Source organism: Parahalioglobus pacificus, from assembly GCF_014652275.1.
Lineage (GTDB): Bacteria > Pseudomonadota > Gammaproteobacteria > Pseudomonadales > Halieaceae > Parahalioglobus > Parahalioglobus pacificus.
This window is the reverse complement of sequence record NZ_BMYM01000002.1, coordinates 805,874-829,539: the sequence shown is the minus strand read 5'-3', so window position 1 is coordinate 829,539 and position 23,666 is coordinate 805,874. Positions and strand designations below refer to the sequence as shown.

20 protein-coding genes are annotated in these 23,666 nt (G+C 59.0%); 10 read left to right on the top strand and 10 right to left on the bottom strand.

Features of this window, described 5'->3' with window-relative positions:
* Nucleotides 1–43: 43 nt before the first annotated feature.
* From IE089_RS12520 to IE089_RS12510, 3 genes are all read right to left on the bottom strand, one after another.
* Nucleotides 44–1,033 (bottom strand): aromatic ring-hydroxylating oxygenase subunit alpha, encoded by a 990-nt coding sequence (locus tag IE089_RS12520; protein WP_189478137.1) that lies wholly within the window; start codon nucleotides 1,031–1,033, stop codon nucleotides 44–46.
* A 146-nt stretch (nucleotides 1,034–1,179) separates the two neighbouring features.
* A complete protein-coding gene (locus IE089_RS12515) occupies nucleotides 1,180–2,556 on the bottom strand; it encodes an SLC13 family permease (protein WP_189478136.1) in 1,377 nt (458 codons plus the stop codon).
* A complete protein-coding gene (locus IE089_RS12510) occupies nucleotides 2,556–3,626 on the bottom strand; it encodes an SMP-30/gluconolactonase/LRE family protein (RefSeq protein WP_189478135.1) in 1,071 nt (356 codons plus the stop codon). The genes IE089_RS12515 and IE089_RS12510 overlap by 1 nt, the downstream gene beginning before the upstream one ends.
* Nucleotides 3,627–3,732: 106 nt before the next feature.
* Here IE089_RS12510 and moaA point away from each other — a divergent pair, with 106 nt between their 5' ends.
* From moaA to IE089_RS12490, 4 genes are read left to right on the top strand one after another with little or no spacing between them, the layout of a single operon-like run.
* The gene (gene moaA, locus IE089_RS12505; protein WP_189478134.1) at nucleotides 3,733–4,740 is read left to right on the top strand and encodes a GTP 3',8-cyclase MoaA; all 1,008 of its coding nucleotides are present in this window, start codon (nucleotides 3,733–3,735) and stop codon (nucleotides 4,738–4,740) included.
* Between the two features lie 56 nt (nucleotides 4,741–4,796).
* On the top strand, nucleotides 4,797–5,741 hold the full coding sequence (locus IE089_RS12500; RefSeq protein WP_189478133.1) for an AAA family ATPase: 945 nt from the start codon (nucleotides 4,797–4,799) through the stop codon (nucleotides 5,739–5,741).
* A gap of 5 nt (nucleotides 5,742–5,746) precedes the next feature.
* Entirely contained in the window at nucleotides 5,747–7,204 is a 1,458-nt protein-coding gene (locus IE089_RS12495; RefSeq protein WP_189478132.1) for a VWA domain-containing protein, read from the top strand.
* A 4-nt stretch (nucleotides 7,205–7,208) separates the two neighbouring features.
* Nucleotides 7,209–7,412: a hypothetical protein gene (locus IE089_RS12490; RefSeq protein WP_189478131.1), complete on the top strand. Its 204-nt coding sequence runs from the start codon at nucleotides 7,209–7,211 to the stop codon at nucleotides 7,410–7,412.
* A 232-nt stretch (nucleotides 7,413–7,644) separates the two neighbouring features.
* Here the strand turns inward: IE089_RS12490 and IE089_RS12485 are convergent, their stop codons facing one another.
* From IE089_RS12485 to IE089_RS12475, 3 genes are all read right to left on the bottom strand, one after another.
* Nucleotides 7,645–8,778, bottom strand: a complete 1,134-nt coding sequence (locus tag IE089_RS12485) for a PilT/PilU family type 4a pilus ATPase (protein WP_189478130.1) — start codon at nucleotides 8,776–8,778, stop codon at nucleotides 7,645–7,647.
* A 155-nt stretch (nucleotides 8,779–8,933) separates the two neighbouring features.
* Complete coding sequence (locus IE089_RS12480; protein ID WP_189478129.1) at nucleotides 8,934–12,029, bottom strand: efflux RND transporter permease subunit; 3,096 nt, start codon at nucleotides 12,027–12,029, stop codon at nucleotides 8,934–8,936.
* A 2-nt stretch (nucleotides 12,030–12,031) separates the two neighbouring features.
* Nucleotides 12,032–13,072 (bottom strand): efflux RND transporter periplasmic adaptor subunit, encoded by a 1,041-nt coding sequence (locus tag IE089_RS12475; RefSeq protein ID WP_189478128.1) that lies wholly within the window; start codon nucleotides 13,070–13,072, stop codon nucleotides 12,032–12,034.
* Nucleotides 13,073–13,292: 220 nt separating this feature from the next.
* Between IE089_RS12475 and IE089_RS12470 the strand changes: the two genes are divergently transcribed.
* From IE089_RS12470 to IE089_RS12455, 4 genes are all read left to right on the top strand, one after another.
* Entirely contained in the window at nucleotides 13,293–14,363 is a 1,071-nt protein-coding gene (locus tag IE089_RS12470; RefSeq protein ID WP_189478127.1) for a phosphotransferase family protein, read from the top strand.
* A 127-nt stretch (nucleotides 14,364–14,490) separates the two neighbouring features.
* Nucleotides 14,491–16,080, top strand: coding sequence for a glutamate--cysteine ligase (gshA, locus tag IE089_RS12465; RefSeq protein WP_229802745.1), 1,590 nt, complete (start codon nucleotides 14,491–14,493; stop codon nucleotides 16,078–16,080).
* A 5-nt stretch (nucleotides 16,081–16,085) separates the two neighbouring features.
* Entirely contained in the window at nucleotides 16,086–16,691 is a 606-nt protein-coding gene (locus tag IE089_RS12460; protein WP_189478126.1) for an acyl carrier protein phosphodiesterase, read from the top strand.
* Nucleotides 16,692–16,721: 30 nt separating this feature from the next.
* On the top strand, nucleotides 16,722–17,204 hold the full coding sequence (locus IE089_RS12455; protein ID WP_189478125.1) for an Rsd/AlgQ family anti-sigma factor: 483 nt from the start codon (nucleotides 16,722–16,724) through the stop codon (nucleotides 17,202–17,204).
* A gap of 7 nt (nucleotides 17,205–17,211) precedes the next feature.
* Here the strand turns inward: IE089_RS12455 and bamJ are convergent, their stop codons facing one another.
* Together bamJ and IE089_RS12445 are read right to left on the bottom strand one after the other, a co-directional pair.
* Entirely contained in the window at nucleotides 17,212–17,985 is a 774-nt protein-coding gene (gene bamJ, locus IE089_RS12450) for a BamJ family beta-barrel-assembly machinery protein (RefSeq protein WP_189478124.1), read from the bottom strand.
* A 134-nt stretch (nucleotides 17,986–18,119) separates the two neighbouring features.
* Nucleotides 18,120–18,647, bottom strand: a complete 528-nt coding sequence (locus tag IE089_RS12445; protein ID WP_189478123.1) for a TIGR02444 family protein — start codon at nucleotides 18,645–18,647, stop codon at nucleotides 18,120–18,122.
* Nucleotides 18,648–18,710: 63 nt separating this feature from the next.
* Here IE089_RS12445 and IE089_RS12440 point away from each other — a divergent pair, with 63 nt between their 5' ends.
* Nucleotides 18,711–20,606: an ABC-F family ATP-binding cassette domain-containing protein gene (locus IE089_RS12440; protein ID WP_189478122.1), complete on the top strand. Its 1,896-nt coding sequence runs from the start codon at nucleotides 18,711–18,713 to the stop codon at nucleotides 20,604–20,606.
* Here the strand turns inward: IE089_RS12440 and IE089_RS12435 are convergent.
* Nucleotides 20,586–20,843, bottom strand: a complete 258-nt coding sequence (locus tag IE089_RS12435) for a GIY-YIG nuclease family protein (RefSeq protein WP_189478121.1) — start codon at nucleotides 20,841–20,843, stop codon at nucleotides 20,586–20,588. The two genes, IE089_RS12440 and IE089_RS12435, sit on opposite strands and share 21 nt — an antisense overlap.
* A complete protein-coding gene (locus IE089_RS12430; protein WP_189478120.1) occupies nucleotides 20,836–22,971 on the bottom strand; it encodes a dihydrolipoyl dehydrogenase family protein in 2,136 nt (711 codons plus the stop codon). The genes IE089_RS12435 and IE089_RS12430 overlap by 8 nt, the downstream gene beginning before the upstream one ends.
* Before the next feature lie 225 nt (nucleotides 22,972–23,196).
* Here IE089_RS12430 and trxA point away from each other — a divergent pair, with 225 nt between their 5' ends.
* The gene (gene trxA / locus IE089_RS12425) at nucleotides 23,197–23,523 is read left to right on the top strand and encodes a thioredoxin TrxA (RefSeq protein ID WP_189478119.1); all 327 of its coding nucleotides are present in this window, start codon (nucleotides 23,197–23,199) and stop codon (nucleotides 23,521–23,523) included.
* Nucleotides 23,524–23,666: the final 143 nt, after the last annotated feature.

Genomic DNA, 23,666 nt, shown 5'->3' with positions numbered 1-23,666 from the left:
CCTCCAGGATGAAGGCTGCATGATAGCCAGTGTGGCTGCGTGCTTACAGCGCGCTGGGATCGTAGTTGCTATAGAACTGACCGTACCATTTGCGAAACTTGGCGATGGGCCCGTCACCGTCACATAGCACAGGCAGACGGCGATAAACCTTGTGCTCCCAGATGGGCTTGTCTTCTTCCAGCTGGCCCACAATGTCCGCCATGATGGCGGCATTAACACCACCTTCTTTGACCTGACCATTCACTTTGGGCTGGGTGAAGGCGAACCGGAGAATGACATTCTCGTCGTCAATCGGCGTCGTCAGGCCCATCAGGAAGGTATCTGCGATGCCTTCAAACTTGGTGAAGCCCTGACCGGGTCCCATTGAGTTGGTGTAAATGGCGCCGTCAATCTCGCCGCGCGGCGTTGGCATCTTGGCGCGCTGCACACCCGTGGCGCGCGGGCCCTCATAGGTCGTTTCCCACTGCGGCATAGAGGCAGTGCGATGCACGTAGCGGAAGTGCGCGGGATCCGCAGCATTCTCGGCCATCTCCTGGGGGTGGGTTGTAATGTGCCACTCGTACCGTTTTAGCGGTGCCCAGTCATCGCTATTGGCCTCGTCATGTACCACGACGTCCCACAAGGGGTCGATACCATCCGGGTGGTACCAGGCCCAAATGACCTGGTTAGTCTCGGTAATCCGGTACGATTTCAAACAACGGGTGCCCTGCACCTTGGGCGGCATATTCTTGGCGTAAGGCACGTCCGTACACTCACCTTCCCCGTTGAATTTCCAGGCGTGGAAGGGGCAGACGATTGACTCGCCCTGAATGCCGCCGCCACGGCCGGTGTTCTCATGAATGCCGTAGCCCAGATGTGCACCCAGGTGCGGACAATAGGCATCCAGCAAGGCAGCATTGCCAGACTCAGTACGAAAGAGCACCAAGTCTTCCCCAAAGTAGCGTACAGCCCTGGACTGACCCACTTCTAATTCGTCGGAATAGGCCACGGCATACCAGCCGTGAGGAATGGGCATTGGATATCGCTTGCTCATAAAACTCCCTCTTTTTTTGCACGGCCCAGCGCCGGACCATGGCGATGACCTTACGCGACTGACCTCAGCGAACAATATCCGATTGAGCCAAGAAGGCTTGCAATAAGCGTCATTGCCCAGCCATTGTCCCGTTTTGCCAGTCGTACTCAGGTAATCAGCAGATAGCACAGGGTGCTGATAACCAGCACCCCCAGCAGGTTCAGCAAGACCCCTTCCCTGGCCATGCGTGCGGTTGTAATCAGGCCGCTGCCAAACACCACCGAATTCGGCGCTGTGGCCACGGGCAACATGAAGGCACAGCTGGCACTCATCGCGGCCGGCACCATAATCCATTCGGGCGGAATGCCCGCCGCCAATGCTGCAGCGGCCAGCACGGGCATCAACAGCGTTGTGCTGGCCGTGTTGGAGGTGGTTTCGGTCATGAAGGTCACCACCAGGCACACACTGGCCATCAGCACCCACAATGGCATTGCGGTAAGACCGGCAAGACCATCACCGATCAAACCCGAGAGCCCGGAGTTGACAAAGCCACGCGCCAGACAGATTCCCCCTGAGAACAGCAACAGCACGCCCCAGGGAATGGTGCTGGCTCGCTCCCAGTCCAGCAGCCGACCGCCGCGACCGTTGGGCACCAGACACATAACCACCACCGCCAGCAGGGCAACCGAAGCATCATTCGCCCAAGGCACACCGAGCCAGGTTTTCCAACCACCAAAGGGTTCACTGCGGGTAATCCAGGCCAGTGCCGTGACGGCAAAAACCAGCATCACGCGCCGCTCCTCTACCCGCCAGCGGCCAACCTCGGGCAGAGTGATCGCTAGGCCGCCACCCATACCGCGAGTCAACACATAAGCCATCGCGGGCACCATAACGGCGACCACGGGCACGCCCCAACTCATCCACTGGGTAAAGCTCACGGACTGCCCGGTGTACTCCTGGTAGACCTGCATAAAAATCAAGTTGGGCGGCGTTCCTATTGGCGTTCCCAAGCCACCCACGCTGGCCGCATAGGCAGTACCCAGAAGCAATGGGACCGCCAAGCGCTCACGCTGACTAGTGCCATCCAGCACAGCCAGCGCCACCGGCAATAACATCAGGGTGGTTGCCGTGTTGGAGATCCACATACTCAGGGCGGCCGCGGCGACCATAAAACCCAATACCAACCGACGCGGACTGCTGGCACCAAAAAGGTTCACCATGCCCAGCGCTATACGTCGGTGCGCGCCCGAGTGCTCCATCGACTTGGAGAGCAGGAACCCACCCAGTAGTAGCAGGATCAAGGGCGAGCCGTAGGCGGCACCGACCTCGGCCGGCGTCAGAATCCCGGCCAACGGCAACACGGCCAGCGGCAGCAGGGATGTGACGGGGATAGGGATGGGTTCAAACACCCACCAGACAACACACAGCACGGCAACACTCAGCACCACGCTCATCGCCACGCTGTAGTCGGTGGCAAACAGCCACAGGCCTGCCGCAAGGGCCGAGGCTGGCCCCAGCCACAGCGCATGATCGCGCCAGGGCATCAATTGAGAGGCACCTTAATCAAACGGTCGCCTAAATAAGACCCGATGTACAGAAAGTCTCCATGCTGTAAGGCTACCGTGCCAGCACCCATGGGCGGCCCTTCACGGCTAATCAGCAATCGCGACGCCAGGGTCTCAGGGTCCAGTTCCACAATGTCAAAAGGCAGCAGGCTTGGAGTTTCGAATCCGTGCCCCAGCGATACCACCAGATCGAGCACGCTTACCGGGTGTGAGGCCACCAGCAACTTCCCGCCCTCTGTCCAGGCACCGTTATCGGTTTGCATCACCTCGGCCTGTGCCAATAATTCACCGGTCTCGAGGTTGTGGCGACGCACGGTGTTGCCGAAATAATCGTTGAGATAGAAGCTCTGCCCATCGGGTGCAAGGGAGACACCGTTGGGAAAACGTGCCTGGGTATTGGGCACCTGCGCAAAACCGGTCTCGGGCGACCAGCGATACAGGAAGCCCGTGTCAAAGCCCAATACTGCGCGCAGCAGCTGCCAGGGCAAAAGCCCCTGATCAGCCATGTGTGTCACTAAAAAACCGCCGTCGGCCAGAGCCACCGTATCATTGAAGTTGGCGTTATCAGGGCCACTAACGCAGCCGCGCCACACAGCCGTCGGCGCTGGGTCGCCCGGCAGCAGCTCAAAAAACTCCACCGATTCACGCTGCTGATGATTCACCACCAACACCTGCCAGCGACCATCAGCTCTGACACGCACATCAATACCGTGACTGAGGACCCAGTCAGGGGCCGCGGTACAGGCGGGGTCGCCCCAACCCGGCTCGGGGGAATTTTCGCCCACGCCCTCGCCATAGATGCGCGTTAGCGCGTCGGTTTGCGGATCCAACACCAATAAGCCACCGGGGGATCCCATGGAGCTGATCACGATGTACCGGTTGTCAGGCGTTCTCTCCAGGTCTTCGGGTCCCACCAGACCGCAAATAGGTACAACCCCATCAACGGGCTCACAGTCAGCCTGCGCATACCCCATAGAGGTATTCATAATGGCAAGCACAAAAGCCAGCGCCAGCTGACTACGTATCATCACTTTCCAAGTTTGGCGCATAGGGGCGTCTCCTTTCGCTGCTGGCAATCCTGTCCCAGCCGCGACACGCTGTAAAGCGCAGCTGCTCTGGTGGGCGACAGCGTAACCGACTAGACTCGTAGCTCTTATGTCATCACTGCCCTCACAGCTCGTCGACCGTTTCGGCCGCCAAGTCACCTACTTGCGACTTTCCGTCACAGACCGATGCGATTTTCGCTGTGTTTACTGCATGGCCGAGGATATGACCTTTGTACCCAAGGCGCGGGTGCTATCCCTGGAGGAACTGTTCCAGCTGGGTCAGGCGTTCACCGAGTTAGGCGTGCGTAAGATTCGCCTCACCGGTGGTGAGCCGCTAATTCGCAATAACATTCTGTCGCTGGTGCAGCGATTGGGCGCCCTGCCCGGACTGGATGAGCTGGTACTCACCACCAACGCTTCGCAACTGCCCCGCCTGGCTGGCCCTCTGAGGGAGGCCGGTGTTAAGCGGCTGAATATCAGCCTGGACAGCCTGCAAGCCCGGAAGTTTCGCCGCCTCACACGCCACGGCAACCTGGACCAAGTCATTGCAGGCATTGATGCGGCTATCGCTGCAGGCTTCGACGGCATCAAGCTGAACAGCGTGGTTTTAAAGGGTCGCAATGACGATGAGGTTCTGGACCTGGTCGACTTTACTGTTGATCGCGGCATCGATATTGCGTTCATTGAAGAGATGCCCCTGGGTGCGATTGTCGAGCATGATCGCAAGCTGAGCCTGTGCAGCAGCGACGAACTTCGCCAACAGATTGCTGAACGCTACGACCTGACCGCACTGGGCGATCCCAGTGGCAACGCAGGGCCGGCGCGTTACTTCAGCTTGGATAACACCGGCTCGCGGGTAGGCTTCATTTCGCCCCACAGCAACAACTTCTGCCATTTGTGCAATCGGGTGCGCATTACCGTAGAGGGGCGCTTGCTGCTGTGCCTTGGAAATGAACATTCCGTGGATTTGCGTGAACGCCTTCGAGCGTCCGATGCCAGCGCCGAGTCGCTGAAGCGTGCAATTGTTGATGCCATGGACATCAAGCCTGAAAAACACCACTTTCACAGCGACGACGAACCCCAGATCGTGCGCTTCATGAATATGACGGGTGGCTGACCGCCCCCCCCTTTCCCAGTGTGCACCGAGCACACAGTCAGTAAGAGGAATATTAGTTGAACACTGAGGATTTCCCGCAGCTCGAGTCGGTCGAGCGTATCATTGAGGGCTTTGAGTCCTACGGCTACATCTGCAGCCGCAAGATAGCGACGGCCGTCTTTCTCGCCTTCCAGCTGCGCAAGCCCATTCTGGTAGAGGGCCCTCCCGGCGTCGGTAAAACCGAGCTGGCGAAAACCACCTCGGAACTGTTGTCCCTGCCACTTATTCGACTGCAGTGCTACGAGGGACTGGATGAGGCAAAGGCGCTATATGAGTGGAAGTACGGCAAGCAGCTGCTTTACACACAGGTACTAAAGGAAAAACTGGGCGACCTCTTACAAGGTGCTCAAGGACTGGCCGAGTCAGTAGAACGTCTACATAAATTCGGCGACATCTTTTACTCGGAAGACTTCCTGGAACCGCGGCCGCTGCTGAAAGCCATGCAACAGGACAAAGGGGCCATTCTTCTGATCGATGAGGTCGACAAATCTGACTATGAGTTCGAATCCCTGCTGCTGGAGATACTCTCTGACTATCAGGTATCGATTCCGGAGATTGGCACCGTGCAAGCCCGCACCTCGCCCATGGTGTTCCTTACCAGTAACAATACGCGGGATATCTCTGATGCACTGAAACGGCGCTGCCTGCATCTGTACATTCCCTTCCCCTCCGTGGAACTGGAAGAGCGCATCGTGCGCAGTCGTGTCCCGGACGTGGACGAAAGCCTGCGTCACCAACTGGTGCAGTTTGTCCACTCACTGCGTGAGCTAGACCTGAAAAAGACACCGGCAATTTCCGAAACCATCGACTGGGCCCGCAGCCTGTTGTTGCTGCATACCGAGGAACTGGATGAGGAGCTGGTGCGCTCTACCCTCAACGTGCTGCTGAAATTCGAAGACGATATCGAGAGCGCCGAGTCGGAAGTGCGCACCATGTTGCGCAGCAACACCGGCGACAACTAAGCACCGTGCAAACCAGCCTCGTCAATTTTATTCAGGTATTGCGCAGTCACGATGTGCGCATCTCGCCGGCCGAGACGCTGGACGCAATGGATGTCGCCGATGCCCTGGGCTACAGCGATCGCAATCAGCTGCGCGACGGACTGGCGATGACACTGGCGAAAACCCCGCACGAAGAAGCGGTGTTCATGCAGTGCTTTGATCGCTACTTCAGCCACAAACTGGCAGACCTGTCTGATTCTTCGCAGGCGGAAGATGCTCAGCCTGAAGCCGGCGAAACAAACGCCGACAGCCAAACCGCGGACGGAGAAAGCGGCGAGGCCGCCGGTGATGGCGAATCCTACGAGCAGGACGGCAGCGCTGGCGACAACCCGCTGGCGGACGCGGCGGGAGACTCCCCGGAGCTTCAGCAATTGCTGGACAGCTCGCTGATGCAAAGCCTGATGAACAACGACCGCAATGCGCTCAGCATGGCAATGAGCCAGGCCGCGGCGAAAGTAGGCCTCAACCAGATTGAGATGTTCACCCAGAAGGGCCAGTTCAGCCGCAAGATTCTGGATGAACTGGGCGAAGCCCATATCCGCCAGGCAGTCATTGAGCTGGAACGGGCCAACAGCCCGGCACTGGATGAACTGCGCCGCTACCGGGACATGCTGCGTGAGCAGGTGCGCGACCTGGTAGATCGGGAATATCTCCTGCACGCCGAAGGCCGCAACCAGCAGTTTATGGATGACATACTCAGCAAAACGCGGCTGAACAACATCGAACACCACTACCAGCAAAAAGTGCAGGCGCTGGTGCAAAAAATGGCGCGCAAACTGGCGGCCCGTTACGGGCGCAAGCGCAAGACAACACGGCGCGGCCAACTGAACATGGCGCGAACCATCCGCAAGGGTGTTGCCACAGACGGCGTGCTGTTCAACACCTACTTCCGTCAGGTAAGTCGCGACAAGCCGCAGGTGCTGGCCGTGTGTGATGTCAGCGGGTCGGTGGCCGCCTACGCGAAGTTCCTGCTGATGTTTCTCTATGCGGTGCAGGACGTATTGCCGCGAGTGCGCAGCTTTGCCTTCTCCAATCACCTGGGAGAGGTCAGCGGCCTGTTCGACGAGCATCCGGTGGAGCGGGCGGTCGAGCTGGTAAATTGGCAGTACGGAGGCGCCACAGATTACGGCGGCAGCCTGGAAGACTTTGCGCGTCTGACGATGGACGATATCAACACGCAAACCACGGTCATCATTCTGGGAGATGCGCGCAACAATCGCGGCGAACCGCGGCTGGACATCCTGCAGAGCATTTACCAGCGGGCCAAACAGGTCATCTGGCTAAATCCGGAATCGCGCAAGGCCTGGGGCACGGGCGACTCGGAAATGCCGCGCTACCAAAGTGCCTGTCATTTCGCGGCGGAGTGCAATAACCTCAAGCAATTGGAACGCATCATCGAGCAACTGCTGAAAAGCACCCGCTAGGCCTATGACCTATTACTGCCAGGATTGCAGCTATCGCGGTAAAACAGCGAGCCCCAGCGGCGACTGCCCCGCCTGCGGCTCGTTTGCCCTTACACGAGGGTCCAGCGCTGCTGAAGAGGAGCAGCCTCCAGCCGCGTGGCGCTTGTACCTGATGTGGGCGCTGTGGGCTGTGTTCATCGGTATGGTGGCTTGGAAGGTGCTGGATTAATCACCAAGTGGTGTCGGTGCAGGGCGCTTAAGCCCGCCGCTGTTTTTGCCGGCGCCTGATCGGTGGCCCTCCGAGCTCCCCTCACTTGGTCGCGAGCCCTACGGTCTCCCTCCACGCGGTCGGCACACGATCTGATGCTGCTGCCTGGCAATACCACCGCCGAGCCTTATAAGAACCAGCGCGCAGGCGAGTTTATCATCGTCTGAGTTACACCGGCGGTTAAAGGAAGCGCCTATCGGAAGACGGTTACTTCCTCGTCCTCGCCGTCCAGTGTCTGCAAGCTGAGACCGGAGGCATCATCCGCCTCCTCTTTGGCAAACTTGATCTTGAGACGCACATTGTTGGGCGAATCGGCGTTCTTGAGTGCCTCTTCCTCTGAAATCAGCCCTTCCACGTACAGTTCGAACAGCGCGCTGTCGAAGGTCTTCATGCCGATGTTCTCGGATTTCTCCATCACCTCCTTGATGCCTTCGATCTCACCCTTGAGGATAAGATCAGCCACCATGGGTGTGCCCAGCAGGACTTCAATGGCGGCACAGCGCTTACCGTCGGTGGTGGGTATAAGGCGCTGGGACACAAAGGCCTGAATGTTCAGCGACAGGTCCATCAGCAGCTGCTGACGCCTGTCTTCCGGGAAGAAGTTGATGATGCGGTCCAGGGCCTGGTTGGCGTTATTGGCGTGCAGGGTGGAAATGCAAAGGTGGCCGGTCTCGGCAAAAGCAATGGCGTGTTCCATGGTCTCGCGATCTCGAATCTCACCGATCAGGATCACGTCAGGCGCCTGGCGCAGGGTGTTCTTCAATGCGTTGTGCCAGTTGCGTGTATCAACCCCGACCTCGCGCTGGTTGACGATGGATTTCTTGTGATTATGGACGTACTCAACGGGGTCTTCGATAGTCACAATGTGGCCACTGGAGTTGGCGTTGCGGTAATCAATCAACGCCGCCAGTGAGGTGGACTTGCCCGAACCGGTAGCACCCACAAACAGCACCAGACCACGTTTGCGCATCACCACTTCGGTGAGGGTTTCCGGCAGGCGAAGGTCTTTCCAGTGGGGAATCTCGGCAACGATATTACGGGCGACGATACCCACTTCGTTGCGCTGCATAAAAATGTTCACGCGGAAGCGCCCGTATCCGGGCAACGACAGCGCCAGGTTCATCTCTAACTCCTGCTCAAATTCCGCCTGCTGCATGGCATCCATCACTTCCCAGGCAATGTCCTTGATCTCACCCGGCTTGAGGATGTCTCCCCCAATGGGTTTAAGCTTGCCCTGAAACTTGGCGCAGGGCGGTGCGCCGGTGCTGAGATAGAGATCGGAGCCGTTTTCGCTGGCGAGCAGCTTCAGCCATTGAGTGATTCGCACGTGAGTGTCCCCCTACACAACAGGGGCCCGTGGGCCCAATTCCTTTGAGTCGTGTTGCTGTCCTAAATACATGGTTCCCCACCCATCTGAATGATGAGTGAGGAAAGAGTATCAACTTGCCGGGGGCTGGCAAGATAAGAAATGGACTTTTCTGATTATTGCGCCAGTTCAGCGTCCAGCTGACGGCTCACCGTGCCGGGTGGCTGCGTGTTGCGCGCAAACAGCGCATAGGCGGCGGGTACCGCGAAAAGCGTAATCACCGTTGCAAGGGCAACGCCGCACATCACCACAATGCCGATCACGGTGCGCACTTCGTGCCCGGGGCCACTGGAGATCACCAGGGGAATGGCACCAATCACCGTTGTAAACGCCGTCATCACAATCGGGCGAAGTCGCTTGGACGCGCCTTCCAGTATCGAGTCCTCAAAGTCACGACCGGAATCGCGAACCTGATTAATAAACTCAACTATCAGGATGCCATTTTTGGTAGCCAGACCCACCAGCATGATCATGCCGACCTGACTGTAGATGTTCAGGGTCTGGTCAAACAGCAGCAAACCGCCCAGACCGCCAATGAGGGCCAGCGGTACGGTGAAAAGGATGATCGCCGGGTGTACAAAGGATTCGAACTGGGCCGCCATCACCAGATACACCACCAGCAGTGCCAGCGCGAACACGAACAGCACACTGCCACCGGCTTCCACGTACTCCAGCGACTCGCCTTTATAGTCGAAGGAGGCATGATCCGGCAGCTCACTGCGCACCAGGTCTTCCAGGTATGCCAAGGCGTCCCCAAGCGCATAGCCATCGGCAAGGTCTGCCGACACAGTCAGCGCGCGCACACGGTTGTAGCGGTTGAGGCTACCCGCATCGGCCTGCTCACGCAGAGTGACCAGGTTGGCCAGCGGAATCAGTTCGCCGGTGCTACCCGAGCGCACATAGATATTGTCGAGATCAGTGAGGGTACGCTGGCGATCACGCTCGCCCTCTACGATCACATCGTATTCGCGCCCACCCATGATGAAAGTCGTAATGCTGCGAGCGCCCAGCAGGGTCTCCAGCGTACGGCTGATATCCAGGAGACTGACGCCCAGATCACCGGCTCGGTTCCTATCAATGGTGACGCGCAATTGCGGCTTGGTAGGACGCAGGTCCGTATCTACACCCACCAATCCTGGGTTTTCGGCGATCTTCTCTCGCAGCAGATCCTGCCACTCGGCCAGCTCTTCGTAACTGTCGCCACCCACAACAAACTGCACAGGATCGTCGCTGGAACCGCCCAGACCCTGAGGTGCGCGGATGAAAACACGGGCACCGGCAATATCCGCTACCCGAGAGCGGGCATCGGCCTGAATGTCCCAGGTGCTGCGTTTACGTTGATCCCAATCCGCCAATACCATCATGGCGAAGCCACGGTTAAAGGCCTCACCACCACTGCTTAGCGGTGCGCGAATCAGCAAGCGCTTGACGTCGCCGCTCTCTACCAGGGGTAGCAGCCGCTTTTCGACTTCCTCGATCTGGCGCACGGTGTAGTCATAAGAAGAACCCTCCGGCGCAGTCACAATCATGAACAGCAGCCCGCGATCCTGCAGGGGTGAGTACTCCTGAGGTACCGCCCTGTACACCAGTCCGGCACCCAACAGGCTGGCCAATAACACGGGCACTACCAGCCATGGGCGACTCACCAGCGGTCGCAGAAGCTGCTGATAGCTGTTCTCCAGTCGCAGACTGATCCCCTCGACCATGGTCGCCATGCGATTGGACACCGCCTCGCGGCTGAGCAACTTGCTGCAGATCACCGGACCAAGGGTCAGGGCAATGAAGCTGGAAAAGACAACTGCAATCGCCATCGTCACGGCAAACTCACCGAATAGACGGCCGACATTACCCTCGAGGAAAGTAATAGGTACAAACACCGCCACCAGCACCAGTGTGGTAGCAATCACAGCAAAGGCTACCTGACGGGAACCGCGATAGGCTGCCACCAGCGGCGACTCATTCTTATCCACCAAGCGCCGATGAATGTTCTCCAGCACCACGATGCTGTCATCCACCACCAGGCCAATCGCCAGCACCAGCGCCAACAAGGTGAGCAGATTGATGCTGTAGCCAAACAGCCAGAGTGCCGAGAACGCTGCCACCAGCGATATCGGCACAGTCAAGGCCGGCACCAGCAGGCTACGCGGATCGCCAAGGAATAGGAAAATCACCAGCACAACCAGCACAGCGGCAATCAGCAGCGTCTTGTAGACTTCATCAATCGCAGACTCCACGAACACAGAGTTGTCGAAGCTGGGAATGACCTCCATGCCTTCGGGCAGCTGGCGGTTGATGCGCTTGATCTCTTCACGCACCTGCAATGCAACGGTGAGCGCATTGGCCGTGCTTTGTTTGACAACGCCCATACCCACCATGGAGGCGCCGTTACCACGGAACAGGCTTCGGTGTTCCCGGCTGGCCAGCTCAACCCGTGCCACATCACCCAACCGAATCAGGTATCCATCCGCGGAACGGCGGATGACCAACGCGCGAAAATCCTCTTCGGTACTGTAGCCGCGCTCAATGCGCACCACGAAATCCCGCTGCTCTGAGTTCAGCGTGCCCGCAGGCAGTTCCACGTTCTGCTGACGGATAGCGGCTTCCACATCTGAAACAGTCAGCCCCCTCGCAACCAGTGCATCCCGGTCCAGCCAAACGCGCATGGAGTAGACCTGCTCACCGGTAATGCGTACGCGCGCCACGCCTTCCAGCACCGAAAAGCGGTCCTCCAGGTAGCGCCGGGCATAGTCCGTCAGCTCCAGCGAATTCATGGAGGGTGATGACAGGTGCGCCCAGAAGATCACCTGCTCGTCGCTAGCGCTTTTGCGCACCTCCGGTGGCTCGGCTTCATCAGGCAGATTATTGAGAATGCGTGAGACTCGGTCGCGGACATCGTTGGCCGCATTGTCGATGTCGCGGCCCAGCTGGAATTCCAACTCGATGCTGGAGCGGCCATCGGAGCTGGTCGAGGTCATGGTCTTAATGCCTTCAAGACCAGACAGACGGTCCTCAATCAACTCGGTGATTTTGTTCTCTACCACCGCAGCAGATGCACCGGGGTAGAGTGTGATGATGTTAAGAATGGGTGGATCGATGTCGGGGTATTCCCGCAAGGGCAATCGATCGAAAGACAAAAGACCAAAGGCGAACAACAGGGCGCAGCCCACCACGGCCATCACCGGGCGGCGCACCGCCGTATCAGAAAGCATCATGGTTAGGGCTCCACCACCAGCACTTTCGCGCGCTGCCCGCCCAACTTTCCAACGCCATCACGCACAATTTCATCGCCGACGTTGAGCCCATCCAGCACCTCCACCCAGCCGGGCACCCGGGCACCGATTTCGATCTCGGTTCGCACGGTATCGTCGCCAGCAACAGACCAGACAAAGTGCTGTAACGCGCGGGACTGAAGGCTTTCCTCTGGCACCATCAGCGCGCTGCGCTCGGGGCCGCGAATCACCACTTCCATCAGCAGTCCGGGGCGCAATAGGCCGCCCGGATTATCAATCACCGCGCGCGCTGTCACTGCACGCGCCACGGGATCAACCCGGGAGTCCACCGCCAGTAAGCGGCCAGTAAATACCGTGTCAAAGGCCGGCGTTCGGGCCTGTATCTCCTGGCCGGCAGCCAGGAATCCGAGCCGCAGCGCCGGAACATTGAAGTCCAGACGCATTTGGCTAAGGTCATCGAGAGTGGTGATGCGCTGACCCGGCGTTACCAGGGCGCCTTCAGAGATCTCGCGCAAGCCGAGAACTCCTGCAAAGGGAGCAACCAACGTGCGATCGGCAATGCGCGCTTGAACTTCCTCTATCTGGTGACTGACGATCTCTACTTGGGTGGATGCGCTATCCAGTTCGGTTTGCGCCACCTGATTCTGGCGTGCCAGATTTGAAAGCCGCTGCACTTCACGGCGAGCGTCTACCAAGGTTGCCTGCAATTCGCGCAGGGAGGCCTGCTCGGCATCCTGCTTCAGCCTGGCGAGCACGGCGCCCTTCTCTACGGATTGACCATCGGTGAAGGCCAGTTCGGTCACAATCTGGGACACGCTGGCGGTGATGTCTACCGACTCCCAGGCACGCAGAGTGCCCAATGCCGACAGCTCATCTTGAAAGGGCCGCTCCTCCACAGCGTAAGTGGTGACGGCCGCCGGCGAGCGTCCGCGAGGTGCTTCGCTGCCGCCATCTTCTGCCGGCCAGAACCAATAGGCCAATGCGGCGGCGCCAAGTGCAGCTGCAACAACAGTTATTGGGCGCATAAGTGCTCCATATCTGGGCCCACCCATGGGTGGCAGGTGGACCACACCGGCGGCACCTTGAGCCGCTGGCGGTGGAAAACGTGGCGCGCAGTATACAAAGGTGCATAGTGCAGCGCTGCATACCATACGCGGCCCCCTGATACCTCGATCATTTGTTCACTGGAGGCCCTCTCACGCACCGACCTATACTCAGTCGTCACAGTCAGGCGGGAGAAAGCCAGTGGATGCTGAACGTCCCACACCCTTGGTAGATGACCTTGATCGCACCCGGGAGACGCTGTGCCAGTGGTTGGCCGAGCGGCTAGGCCATGCAGTCACTATAGAAAACCTGCGCATTCCCGAGGGGTCGGGAATGTCCAATGTCACCCTGCTGTTCGACATCAGTTATGAACAGCGGGCCACAACCCACCGTCATGCCTGCGTGGGACGGCTACAGCCAGAAATCGCGCGCCCGGTATTTCCCGAGTACGACCTGAGCCTGCAGTATCGTGTGATGGAGGAATTGGGCCAACACAGCGACATTCCCGTGCCGGCTCTACTGGGCCTGGAACAGGACACCAGTGTCCTGGGCGTTCAGTTTTATGTGATGAAGCACACCGCGGGTCGCATCCCCAGCGATATGCCTCCCTACAATATGGATGGCTGGATGGTGCAGGACACCGACGAGGCCCAACGCGAGAGCCTTTGGAACGCCGCCGTGGACACTTTGGCCCGCTTTCACACCCTGGATTATCGGGCGCTGGGATTTGCCGACCTTGAGGTGCAGGGCAAGACACCTTTACAGCAGCAACTGGACTACTGGCAGCACTACCATGACTGGGGGCTGGAAGGAGAGCAGCACCTGATTTGCATGCAGGCCATGGCCTGGCTGCGCGCAAACCAGCCTGCCGATGAGCCGACGGTGCTGTGCTGGGGAGACTCCCGCATCGGCAATATGATTTTCAGCGAAGATCTTGGCGAAGTGGCAGCCGTGCTGGATTGGGAAATGGCGGTGCTGGGTAATCCGGTACAGGACATCGCCTGGTTTAACTTCCTCGATGCCACCTTTGCCGAGGGGCTTGGCCTACCGAGGCTGCCGGGCCTACCCGACTATGCCAGCACCACGGAGCGCTGGGCCCGCGCTAGCGGCTTTGGTGCCGAGCACTACGATTACTACGAGATCTTCGCCGGGCTCAGATACGGACTTTTGCTATCGCGCATTATGCTGGCCACGGGCCAGGCCAGCGAGGTACAGGAGAACTTTGCCTGCCAGCTGCTGGCCCGGCGAATGGCCTCTCACACACAGGTCTGACAGGACCACGGCTGCGTAAGTACTGCCTGTACTGGTTCCGTCCAGCCATATACACTTGCCCCGCACGCTGGCCGGCACCCTGCCTGCCAACCGCACAGCGGGCCAGCCCTAGGGAAAGGAGCACCACTTGTCCGATCAATTGCAGCGCTCGCTGGACGCGCTTGCCGACCCCGACAGCACACACCTGCTAGCGGGCATTCAGCGCGGCATTGAGAAAGAGAGCCTCAGGCTGAACGAAGAAGGCAAGCTGGCACAAACGCCGCACACGCGGGGTTTGGGTTCTGCTCTTACGCACGACTTCATCACCACCGACTATTCCGAAGCCCTGCTGGAGTTCATCACTCCGGTGGATACGAATATCCAGTCGGGTCTGGAAACGCTGGCGGATATCCATACCTTTACCTACCAAAAACTGGATGACGAAACGCTGTGGTGCGCCAGCATGCCCTGCATCGTTAATGGCGATGAAGGTATCCCGGTCGCGGAATACGGCAGCTCGAATGTCGCCACCATGAAGAAAGTCTATCGACTGGGCCTGGGGCATCGCTACGGTCGCATCATGCAGACCATCGCCGGTATCCACTACAACTTCTCTATGCCGGAAGCATTCTGGGACAAGTGTTGGGAAGCCGACGGCCGCCAGGGTGAGCGCCAGGACTACATCACTGAGCGTTACCTGGGCCTGATCCGCAACTTCAAACGCCACTCCTGGTTGTTGATTTACCTGTTCGGCGCGTCGCCCGCGGTTTGTGCCAGCTTCCTGCGCGGCAATACCGACCATGACCTACAGCCCTTCGACGGCGACGCCCGCAGCTTGCACATGCCCTACGGTACGTCGCTGCGGATGGGCGACCTGGGCTACAACAGCTCAGCCCAGAAAGACCTGACTGTTTGCTATAACTCACTGGATCGCTACGTGACCACCCTGCGCTCTGCCATCATGCAGCCCCACGCAGACTACGCCGAGTTCCCGAGCGGGCAGGATGGTAACTACGAGCAGCTCAATGACAGCCTGCTGCAAATCGAGAACGAGTTTTACAGCCCGATCCGGCCCAAGCGCGTCGCCCGCTCCGGGGAAACGCCCCTGGGGGCACTGCGCCGCGGCGGTATTGAGTACATTGAAGTGCGCTGTGTCGACGTCAATCCCTTTACCCCGCTGGGGCTGGACGGCGAGCAAATCCGTTTTCTCGACACCTTCCTGCTGTATTGCCTGTTGGCCGACAGCCCCGACTGTGACGAGGCGGACCTCGCGCGCCAAACCGCAAACATGCAGGCAGTGGTGACACGCGGCCGCGAGCCCGGTCTGAACCTTCAGGCCGCAGAGGGCGAGCAGGCGCTAACAGCAATGGGCCAGTCGCTGCTGCAGGCCATGAAGCCCGTAGCAAAGCTGCTGGATGCCGCCAATCACGAGTCGGGGTATTGCAATGCGGTGCTGGATCAGCGGGCCAAGATCGACGACCCTGAATTGACGCCCTCTGCACGCATACTGCGGGAGATGCGCGAAAAGGATCTGCCTTTCTTCCGCCTGGCGATGGCTTACAGCCAGGAGTGGGCACAACACTTCCGTCGTCGTCAGCTATCCACCGAGACGCAGGCGCGATTCAACGATGAGACACAGCGCTCACTGACGGCACAGGCTGAGCTGGAAGCGGCTACCGACACCGAGAGCTTTACCGACTACCTCAATCAGTTCTACGACCAATACAACCACCTGTAGCACCCATGAATCATCTGGCGCATTTGCACCTGGCATGGCCCGACCCGGGCCTGCTGTGCGGCGCCATTGAGGGTGACTACCGTAAAGGCCCGGTGTCACAAAGCCTCCCGAAACCGCTGGCTCTGGGCGTACGACTGCATCGCCGCATTGACGCCTTCACAGACAGTGACGAGGCGCTTGGCGGGCTTCGCAATCGCTTCCCGCCATCGCTGCGTCGTTACGCCGGCATCTTGCTGGATCTGGCCTTCGATCACTTTCTCGCCCTGCACTGGACCCAGTTTCACGCAGACATGCTGGAAGACTTTGCTGAGCAAAGCCTGGACATACTGGAACGGGAAAGCCATCAGTTGGATGCGCGTAGCCAGCGAACCATTCGCGGTTTCAGGGAGCATGGCGTACTGCTGCGCTACCGCGAATGGGACATGATCGCGGGCAGCGCCAGCCGCGTGGGAGAGCGTTTAAAACGCGGCAACGCATTGCGCGATACCGACGCCAGTCTGCGAGCCCTGCGGCCTGATATGGAGGCGGCTTTTCTCGCGTTTTACCCGCGACTGATGGGGGAGGTCCGTCGGTGGCGTGCTCTTGCTGCGCCGGAGCCCGCAGCCGTATAGTGAGGACTCATCCAAGCCGGAGCGCTTTCCATGCCGGAGAGACAAGAGAATGCGACCGCACAGTTTGTCGCTGTGGACGAATTGCTTACCCGCTGGCTGGCGGAGCGCCGCAGCCTGCTGACCCGCTATACCGAACTGGTTGTGTCTCTGGATATCCAGAGCTCTGAAGACGCGTTGAAACAGCGTCAACTGGAGCTGTGCACACGGCTGATTGATTACACCTCAAGTGGACACTTCGAGGTCTTCCACGAGTTGCTGGCAGAGGCGGAGCAATTCGACGATGGCAGCAAAGATGTGGCCGTGCAACTGATGCCCTCTATCGGTGATACCACCGAGGTCATCCTGGCCTATGAGGAGAAGTATGGAGATGGCGGCAATTACCCGGAGACCTTGCCGCGAGATCTGTCGGCCCTGGGTGAAGTGCTGGAATCAAGATTTGTGCTGGAAGACCGACTGATTGCCGGTCTGCATCAGTCGCACCGACGCCTGGTGGAATCACCGGCGCCGGTTTGAGGGCAAATTAGCCTTCGCTGGCCTCAGCGGCAGCCTCGTCGCTAGCGCCTTCCTCGGCAGCAGCCTGGCTGGGGATGGCAATCAGCTCAACGTCGAATACCAGTGCAGCATTAGGACCAATCAGCTGACCTGCACCACCAGAGCCGTAGGCCAGCTCAGAGGGAATGTACAGCTTCCACTTGGAACCGGCGGGCATCAATTGCAGGGCTTCTGTCCAACCGGCAATCACTTGACCCACACCGAAGGTGACGGTCTGGCCGCGGCCATAAGAAGAATCAAATTCAGTGCCATCGATCAAGGTGCCGCGGTAGTGCACCTCAACGGTGTCTTCAGCACCGGGCAGTGCGCCCTCACCGGCCTCGACCACTTCATACTGCAATCCTGACTCTGTCACGATCACGCCTTCACGCTGTGCATTCGCTGCCAAGAACTCTGCTGCTGCGGCTGCGTTGGCCTCAGCGAGCGCAGTGGCATTGGCCTGCTGCTCAGCTTCCATACGCTCCTGGAAGGCAACCATCTCGGCGTTGATCTCTTCGTCAGTCAGACGTGAGTCAGTACCTGCCATAGCATCACGCATGCCTGCTGAGTAGGCGTCGGCATCCAGATCCATACCGTCGGTGACCATGCGCTGACCCATACGATAAGCAAAGCCGTAGCTCAAACGCTTGGTGGGTGTATCCAGTGCAACCTCAGCGTCTGCGCCGGAGCCAGAGTCCTGGCTGCAGCCCTGCAGGCCTACGAGCATTGCGGCGATAACCGCGGGAAGAGCGAGTTTTTTCATAATTCCTTCCAAGTGACAGTTCAGTCGAAACCGCGGGGCTGAACATCAAGCACCCCCACTGGCACCATGCAGGCCAGAAAGAGGAAAAGTTGATTACGTTAAGAACCGAAACGCGGCAGCAGTGAGCGATAGTACTATTGTGTCTCTGTCTCGGCTACCCCCGAAAGCGCGGCCAGCAAGCGCTGGAACAGGGACTCCCATACGGGCGACTCCCCCGCTGTGACACTGAATACAAGCCGGAGATTTTGAGCCAGTGCATTGCCCGCTTCGCTCAAGCCATTCGCCTTGCCTGCGCCGGCATACAGCAGCCCCAGTTGATGCTGCTCTGCTGACAACTCCAACTCTAAAACACGCTGGCGCAATGCCTCAGCACCCGGCACCTCCTTGAGATATCGCCGGACCCGCCGTAGTGGCTGAACACTGCGCTGTCGCCAGTGGGCGACGCGAGTCTCAGCTTCATCAAAGTGGGTCTTATCAAGACGCTTACCGGACTTGCCGAGCCAGGCACCGTACAACAACAGGTTCACGTCGATGGAGTAATCATCCTGCGCAGCGAGGCAAGCAGCGGCGACCTCTGGTGCTGCGTAGACCCGCGTAGCAAAGGACCACAGATCATTTTCCAGCATGACACCTTGATTGGCTTTGGCATTGGGATCTGACACGTCTATCGATTTCCTGCGAGTTGTCTAGAGGTGGCGGCAGCGCTGGCAGTACAATGCGCGCCCATGATTATTCTACGCGACATCGCGATTCGCCGGGGCAGCAAGCTTTTGCTGTCGGAAGCCAGTGTGACCCTGCAGCCGGGACAACACCTGGCACTGATTGGCGCCAATGGCTGCGGCAAGTCCAGCGTGTTCGCCATGCTGCTGGGCGAGCTGGGCGCCGACACTGGCAGCATTGAGGGGCTGCAGGGCCTGCGTATTGCGCATATGGCGCAGGAGGTCCACGCTGCGGATGAAACAGCGGCAGATTATGTGCTCGGGGGGGACGCAGCTGTGGCAGCGCTGATTCACCGAAGCCGAAAAGCAGAAGCCAGTGGTGACTTTGAAGCAGCCGCTGCCGCTCACCAGGCACTGGATGCAGCCAATGGTTACGATGCCCCGCGTCGGGCGCTGGCGCTGTTGCGTGGTCTGGGCTTCGAGGAAGACGCGGGCGAGCGCGCCGTGACCAGCTTCTCCGGCGGCTGGCGGATTCGCCTGAATCTCGCCCGGGCGCTGATGACCCCCTCCGAGCTGCTACTGCTGGATGAACCCACCAACCACCTGGACCTGGATGCCACACTCTGGCTACAGGATTGGCTGGGACGCTACGAGGGCACCTTGCTGCTGATTTCCCACGACAGGGATTTTATAGACGCAACCTGCCAGCGCGTGCTTCATATCGAAGGTCAGCGATTGAATGCCTACAAGGGTAACTACTCCGACTTCGAACGCGACCGCGCCCAACGCCTTGCCAATGAGCAGGCCAGCTTTGAAAAACAACAGCGACGCGCTGCCGAAATCGAAGACTTCGTTCGGCGCTTCCGCTATAAGGCCACCAAGGCCAAGCAGGCACAGAGTCGATTGAAAGAGTTAGAGCGCATGCAGATTGCCGCGCCCGCACACTTTGACTCGCCCTTTGAATTCCGGTTCCTGGCGCCCGAGCGCGCCAGCGACCCCATCCTCAGGCTGGATGAGGCAGACCTGGGCTACACGGACCGCAGTGTGCTGACACAGGTCGACCTGCAAATCCGCCCCGGTGATCGCCTGGGACTCCTGGGACGCAATGGCGCAGGTAAATCCACACTGCTCAAATCGCTCAGCGGCAAACTCGCGCTGTTAAGCGGGCAACGCCAACCCGGCGCCCACTGCGCCATTGGCTACTTCGACCAGCAACAGCTGGACGTTCTGGACCTGGACGCCAGCCCGCTGCTGCACCTGCAGCGCCTGAGCCCGGACGCGCGACAGCAGGAGATGCTGGATTTCCTGGGTGGCTTTGACTTTCGTGGCGACGCGGCAACCACCGCCATACGCCCCTTCTCTGGTGGTGAGAAAGCCCGATTGGCATTGGCCATGGTGGTTTGGCAGCGCCCCAATCTATTGGTGCTGGATGAACCCACCAACCACCTGGATCTGGACATGCGCCATGCCCTGGAGGTAGCGCTGCAAGGGTTTGAGGGCGCGCTGCTGCTGGTCAGTCATGATCGTCACTTACTGCGCAATACTGTTGAAACATTGGCACTGGTGCATGATGGCCGCGTCACTGAATGGTCGGATGACCTGGCGGCCTACGAGCGTTGGACCCTCAGCCGGGAAGTGAGTGATGCCGCAGCGCCCTCCACTGCCGACGAGCGCGATAGCTCCAAAAAATCCCAACGCCAACAGGCCGCTGCGCAGCGCGAGCGCCTGAGACCGCTGCAAAAGGCGGTTAAGGCAACGGAGTCTGCCATGGCCAAGACGGAGAAGGCACTCGCCGAAGTGCAGCAGCTGTTAGCCGACAATGCCCTCTACGACGTTTCGCGTAAGACGGAACTGGCAGAGTTGCTGCAACGTGAGGGAGAGCTGAAGTCCGAGAGTGATTCGCTGGAAGAGCAATGGCTTGAACAGCAGGAAGCACTGGAGCTAGCGCTCAGCCAAGGCTAGTTTTTCGCCCCTGTCCAAGCGCTTGATGGCGGCTTCACGCCGTGAGGCGGCGCTGCGATCCTCTGCCGTGCAGGACCACAGCAAACTGACCGGGCGCCTGCCCCGGGTGTATTTCGGCCCACCTGCTAACTCTCCGTTGTGCTGGCGTAGCCTGCGCTGCAAATCTTTGGCGATGCCGGTGTACAGGGTACCGTCACTGCAGCGCAACAGGTAAACGTGCCAGCAGTCCTCAGCCACGCTGCCAGCCGTGGAAGCGCTCTACCCAATTCAACAAACCCTCGGGCTTGCGCGCCTTACGCCACTCACTGGCGGCAAACTTGTTACTCTCACCGAGCGTGGGGTAAATGTGGATGGTGCCCAGAATCTTGTTAAGGCCGATGTTGTACTTCATCGCCAGAATCCACTCATTGATCAACTCGCCCGCGTGGTAACCCACAATTGTGACGCCCAGGATGCGGTCGCGACCGGGCTCGGTAAGCACTTTTACAAAGCCGTGGTCTTCGCCATCGGCTATCGCCCTGTCCAAATCGTCGATACCGTAGCGGGTCACCTCATACTCGATGCCCTGAGCATTGGCCTCAGTTTCACTCAAGCCAACCCGTGCAACCTCAGGATCGGTGAAAGTAGCCCAGGGCACCACGGAATAATCCACCTTGAAACGCCTGAAGCGGCCAAACAGCGCATTGACGGTGGCATACCAGGCCTGATGGCTGGCCATGTGTGTGAACTGGTAGGGCCCCGCGATATCACCGCAGGCGTAAATAGTGGGCACAGCGGTACGCAGGTATTCATCCACTTCCAGAGTGCCGGCAGGCGTCACACCGATACCGAGCTTTTCAAGATTCAGCCCTTCGGTGTTGGCGGTGCGACCTACCGCCAGCAGCAATTGATCAAACTCCAGCTCAACCTCGCCTGCCGGCGTATCGAAGACCCCGTATTGCCTGTCACCGTCGCGCTTGAATGCCTTGGCCTCAAAACTTGTATGCACGGTCATGCCCCGTGACTCGAAGGCTGTGTGCACTAGCGATGACACATCCTCGTCCTCGCGCGGCTGTAATCGGCTGCTGTGGGTAGCGAGGGTGACATTGCTGCCGAGTCGGGCGAAGGCCTGTGCCAGCTCACAACCAATGGGTCCTGCGCCCAGCACCAGCAAGCGACGGGGCGCTTCGCGAATGTCCCACAGGGTGTCCGAGGTGAGGTAGTCCACTGTGTCCAGCCCGGGAATATCCGGCACACGCGCGCGCGAACCGCTGGCGATGACAATGTTTCGGGCGGTGATTCGTTGACCGTTCACCTCCACTTCCCAGGGCGACACGATGGTGGCATCGCCCTGCACGCAATCCACACCCAGACCAGTGAAGCGCTCCACCGAGTCGTGCGGCTCAATACGCTTTATCACGCCCTGCACCCGCTCCATCACCGCGCGAAAATCTACCGACGGCTCGACTGTCGCAAGACCGAACTCGTCGCCCCGGCGCATGTAGTCTGCGATACGTGCGGAGCGAATAATGGCTTTGCTGGGCACACAACCGGTGTTCAGGCAGTCACCGCCCATACGGTCCCGCTCAATCAGCGTCACCTTCGCCTTCACCGTGGCCGCGATCAGCGATGCGACAAGTCCGGCTGACCCAGCGCCTATAACTACCATATTGGTATCGAACTGCTTGGGCTTGGTGAACCCTGCAAAGGCACGACGGGCCTTAATACGTGACAGCAAGGCGCGGGCCAGGAAGGGGAAAATGGCCAGCAACACGAACGAGCCCAGCAAGGGTGCTGAAATAATGCCCGACAAGCTCTCCAGTTGACCGAGCTGGGTGCCGGCGTTCACATAGACAGCGGTTGCCGGCAGCATGCCCAACTGTGACACCCAATAAAAACGCGCCGCGCCAATGGGCAGGAGCCCCATCAGCAAGTTGATCACGAAGAAAGGAAACAGCGGCACCAGCCGCAATGAGAACAGGTAAAAGGCCCCGTCTTTGGCAAAACCCTCGTTTACCGCGCGCAGCTGACGTGAAAACTTACCCTGCACCCAGTCCCGGAGCAGGATACGTGACACCAGGAACGCCAGGGTCGCACCCACACTACTGGCGAACGACACCAAGACCAGCGCATACCAGAACCCAAACAGCGCCCCACCTGCGAGGGTCATGATGGCCGCACCTGGCAGCGACAGCCCTGTCACCACGACGTAGACAGCAAAGAACAACAGGCCTGCTATCACAGGGTTTTCGTCTTTCCAGGCCTGCCACTCGCCCAACTGGGCTTTGGCCACATCCAGTTGCAGGTAGCTACCAATATCGAAGTAAAACCAACCAGAGAGTGCAGCTGCCAGAAGCACCAGCACGATGACTTGCTTTTTATTCACCAGGAGTCCCTTGTTTTAGCGGGGTATGGCCCCATGATAGTTGAGAACCCGGTATGACAGGCAGTGAAGGTGGCGGTTCACCGTAAAATTACCGCCGACCTAGATCAAATTTCTATATGAGCATATCGAATCGTTCTGGCGGCAAATCTTGAGGCCGGCAGAGCCGGTGGTAACATGCCACCACTTACACCGGCGATCCCAATCGCCCGCACGATGGAGAAGACAATGAGCGACAAGATCGTACACGTCAGCGATGCGACGTTTGATCAGGAAGTACTGAATTCAGAGCTTCCAGTACTGGTAGATTTTTGGGCAGAGTGGTGTGGCCCCTGCAAAATGATTGCACCGGTGCTGGACGAATTGGCCGACCAGTTCGACGGCAAGCTGAAAATTGCCAAGGTCGATGTTGACGCCAATCCCGACATTCCACCCAAGTTTGGTATTCGCGGCATCCCCACCCTGATCGTCTTCAAGGGTGGCAACGCAGAAGCAACCAAAGTAGGTGCGCTGTCAAAAACCCAACTCGAAGAGTGGGTGCAGGGCGTTATCTAATTGCCTTTCGGGCCGGCCACTTTGGCCGGCCTCATCTCGCGCTGTTGCCTTAATAGCGCGCTTCAAAAAACCACTAGACGCCCTTCTGACCCCGTGCTAAATTTCGACTGTCGCACGCCAGTGTGACTATAAAAACAACCGCT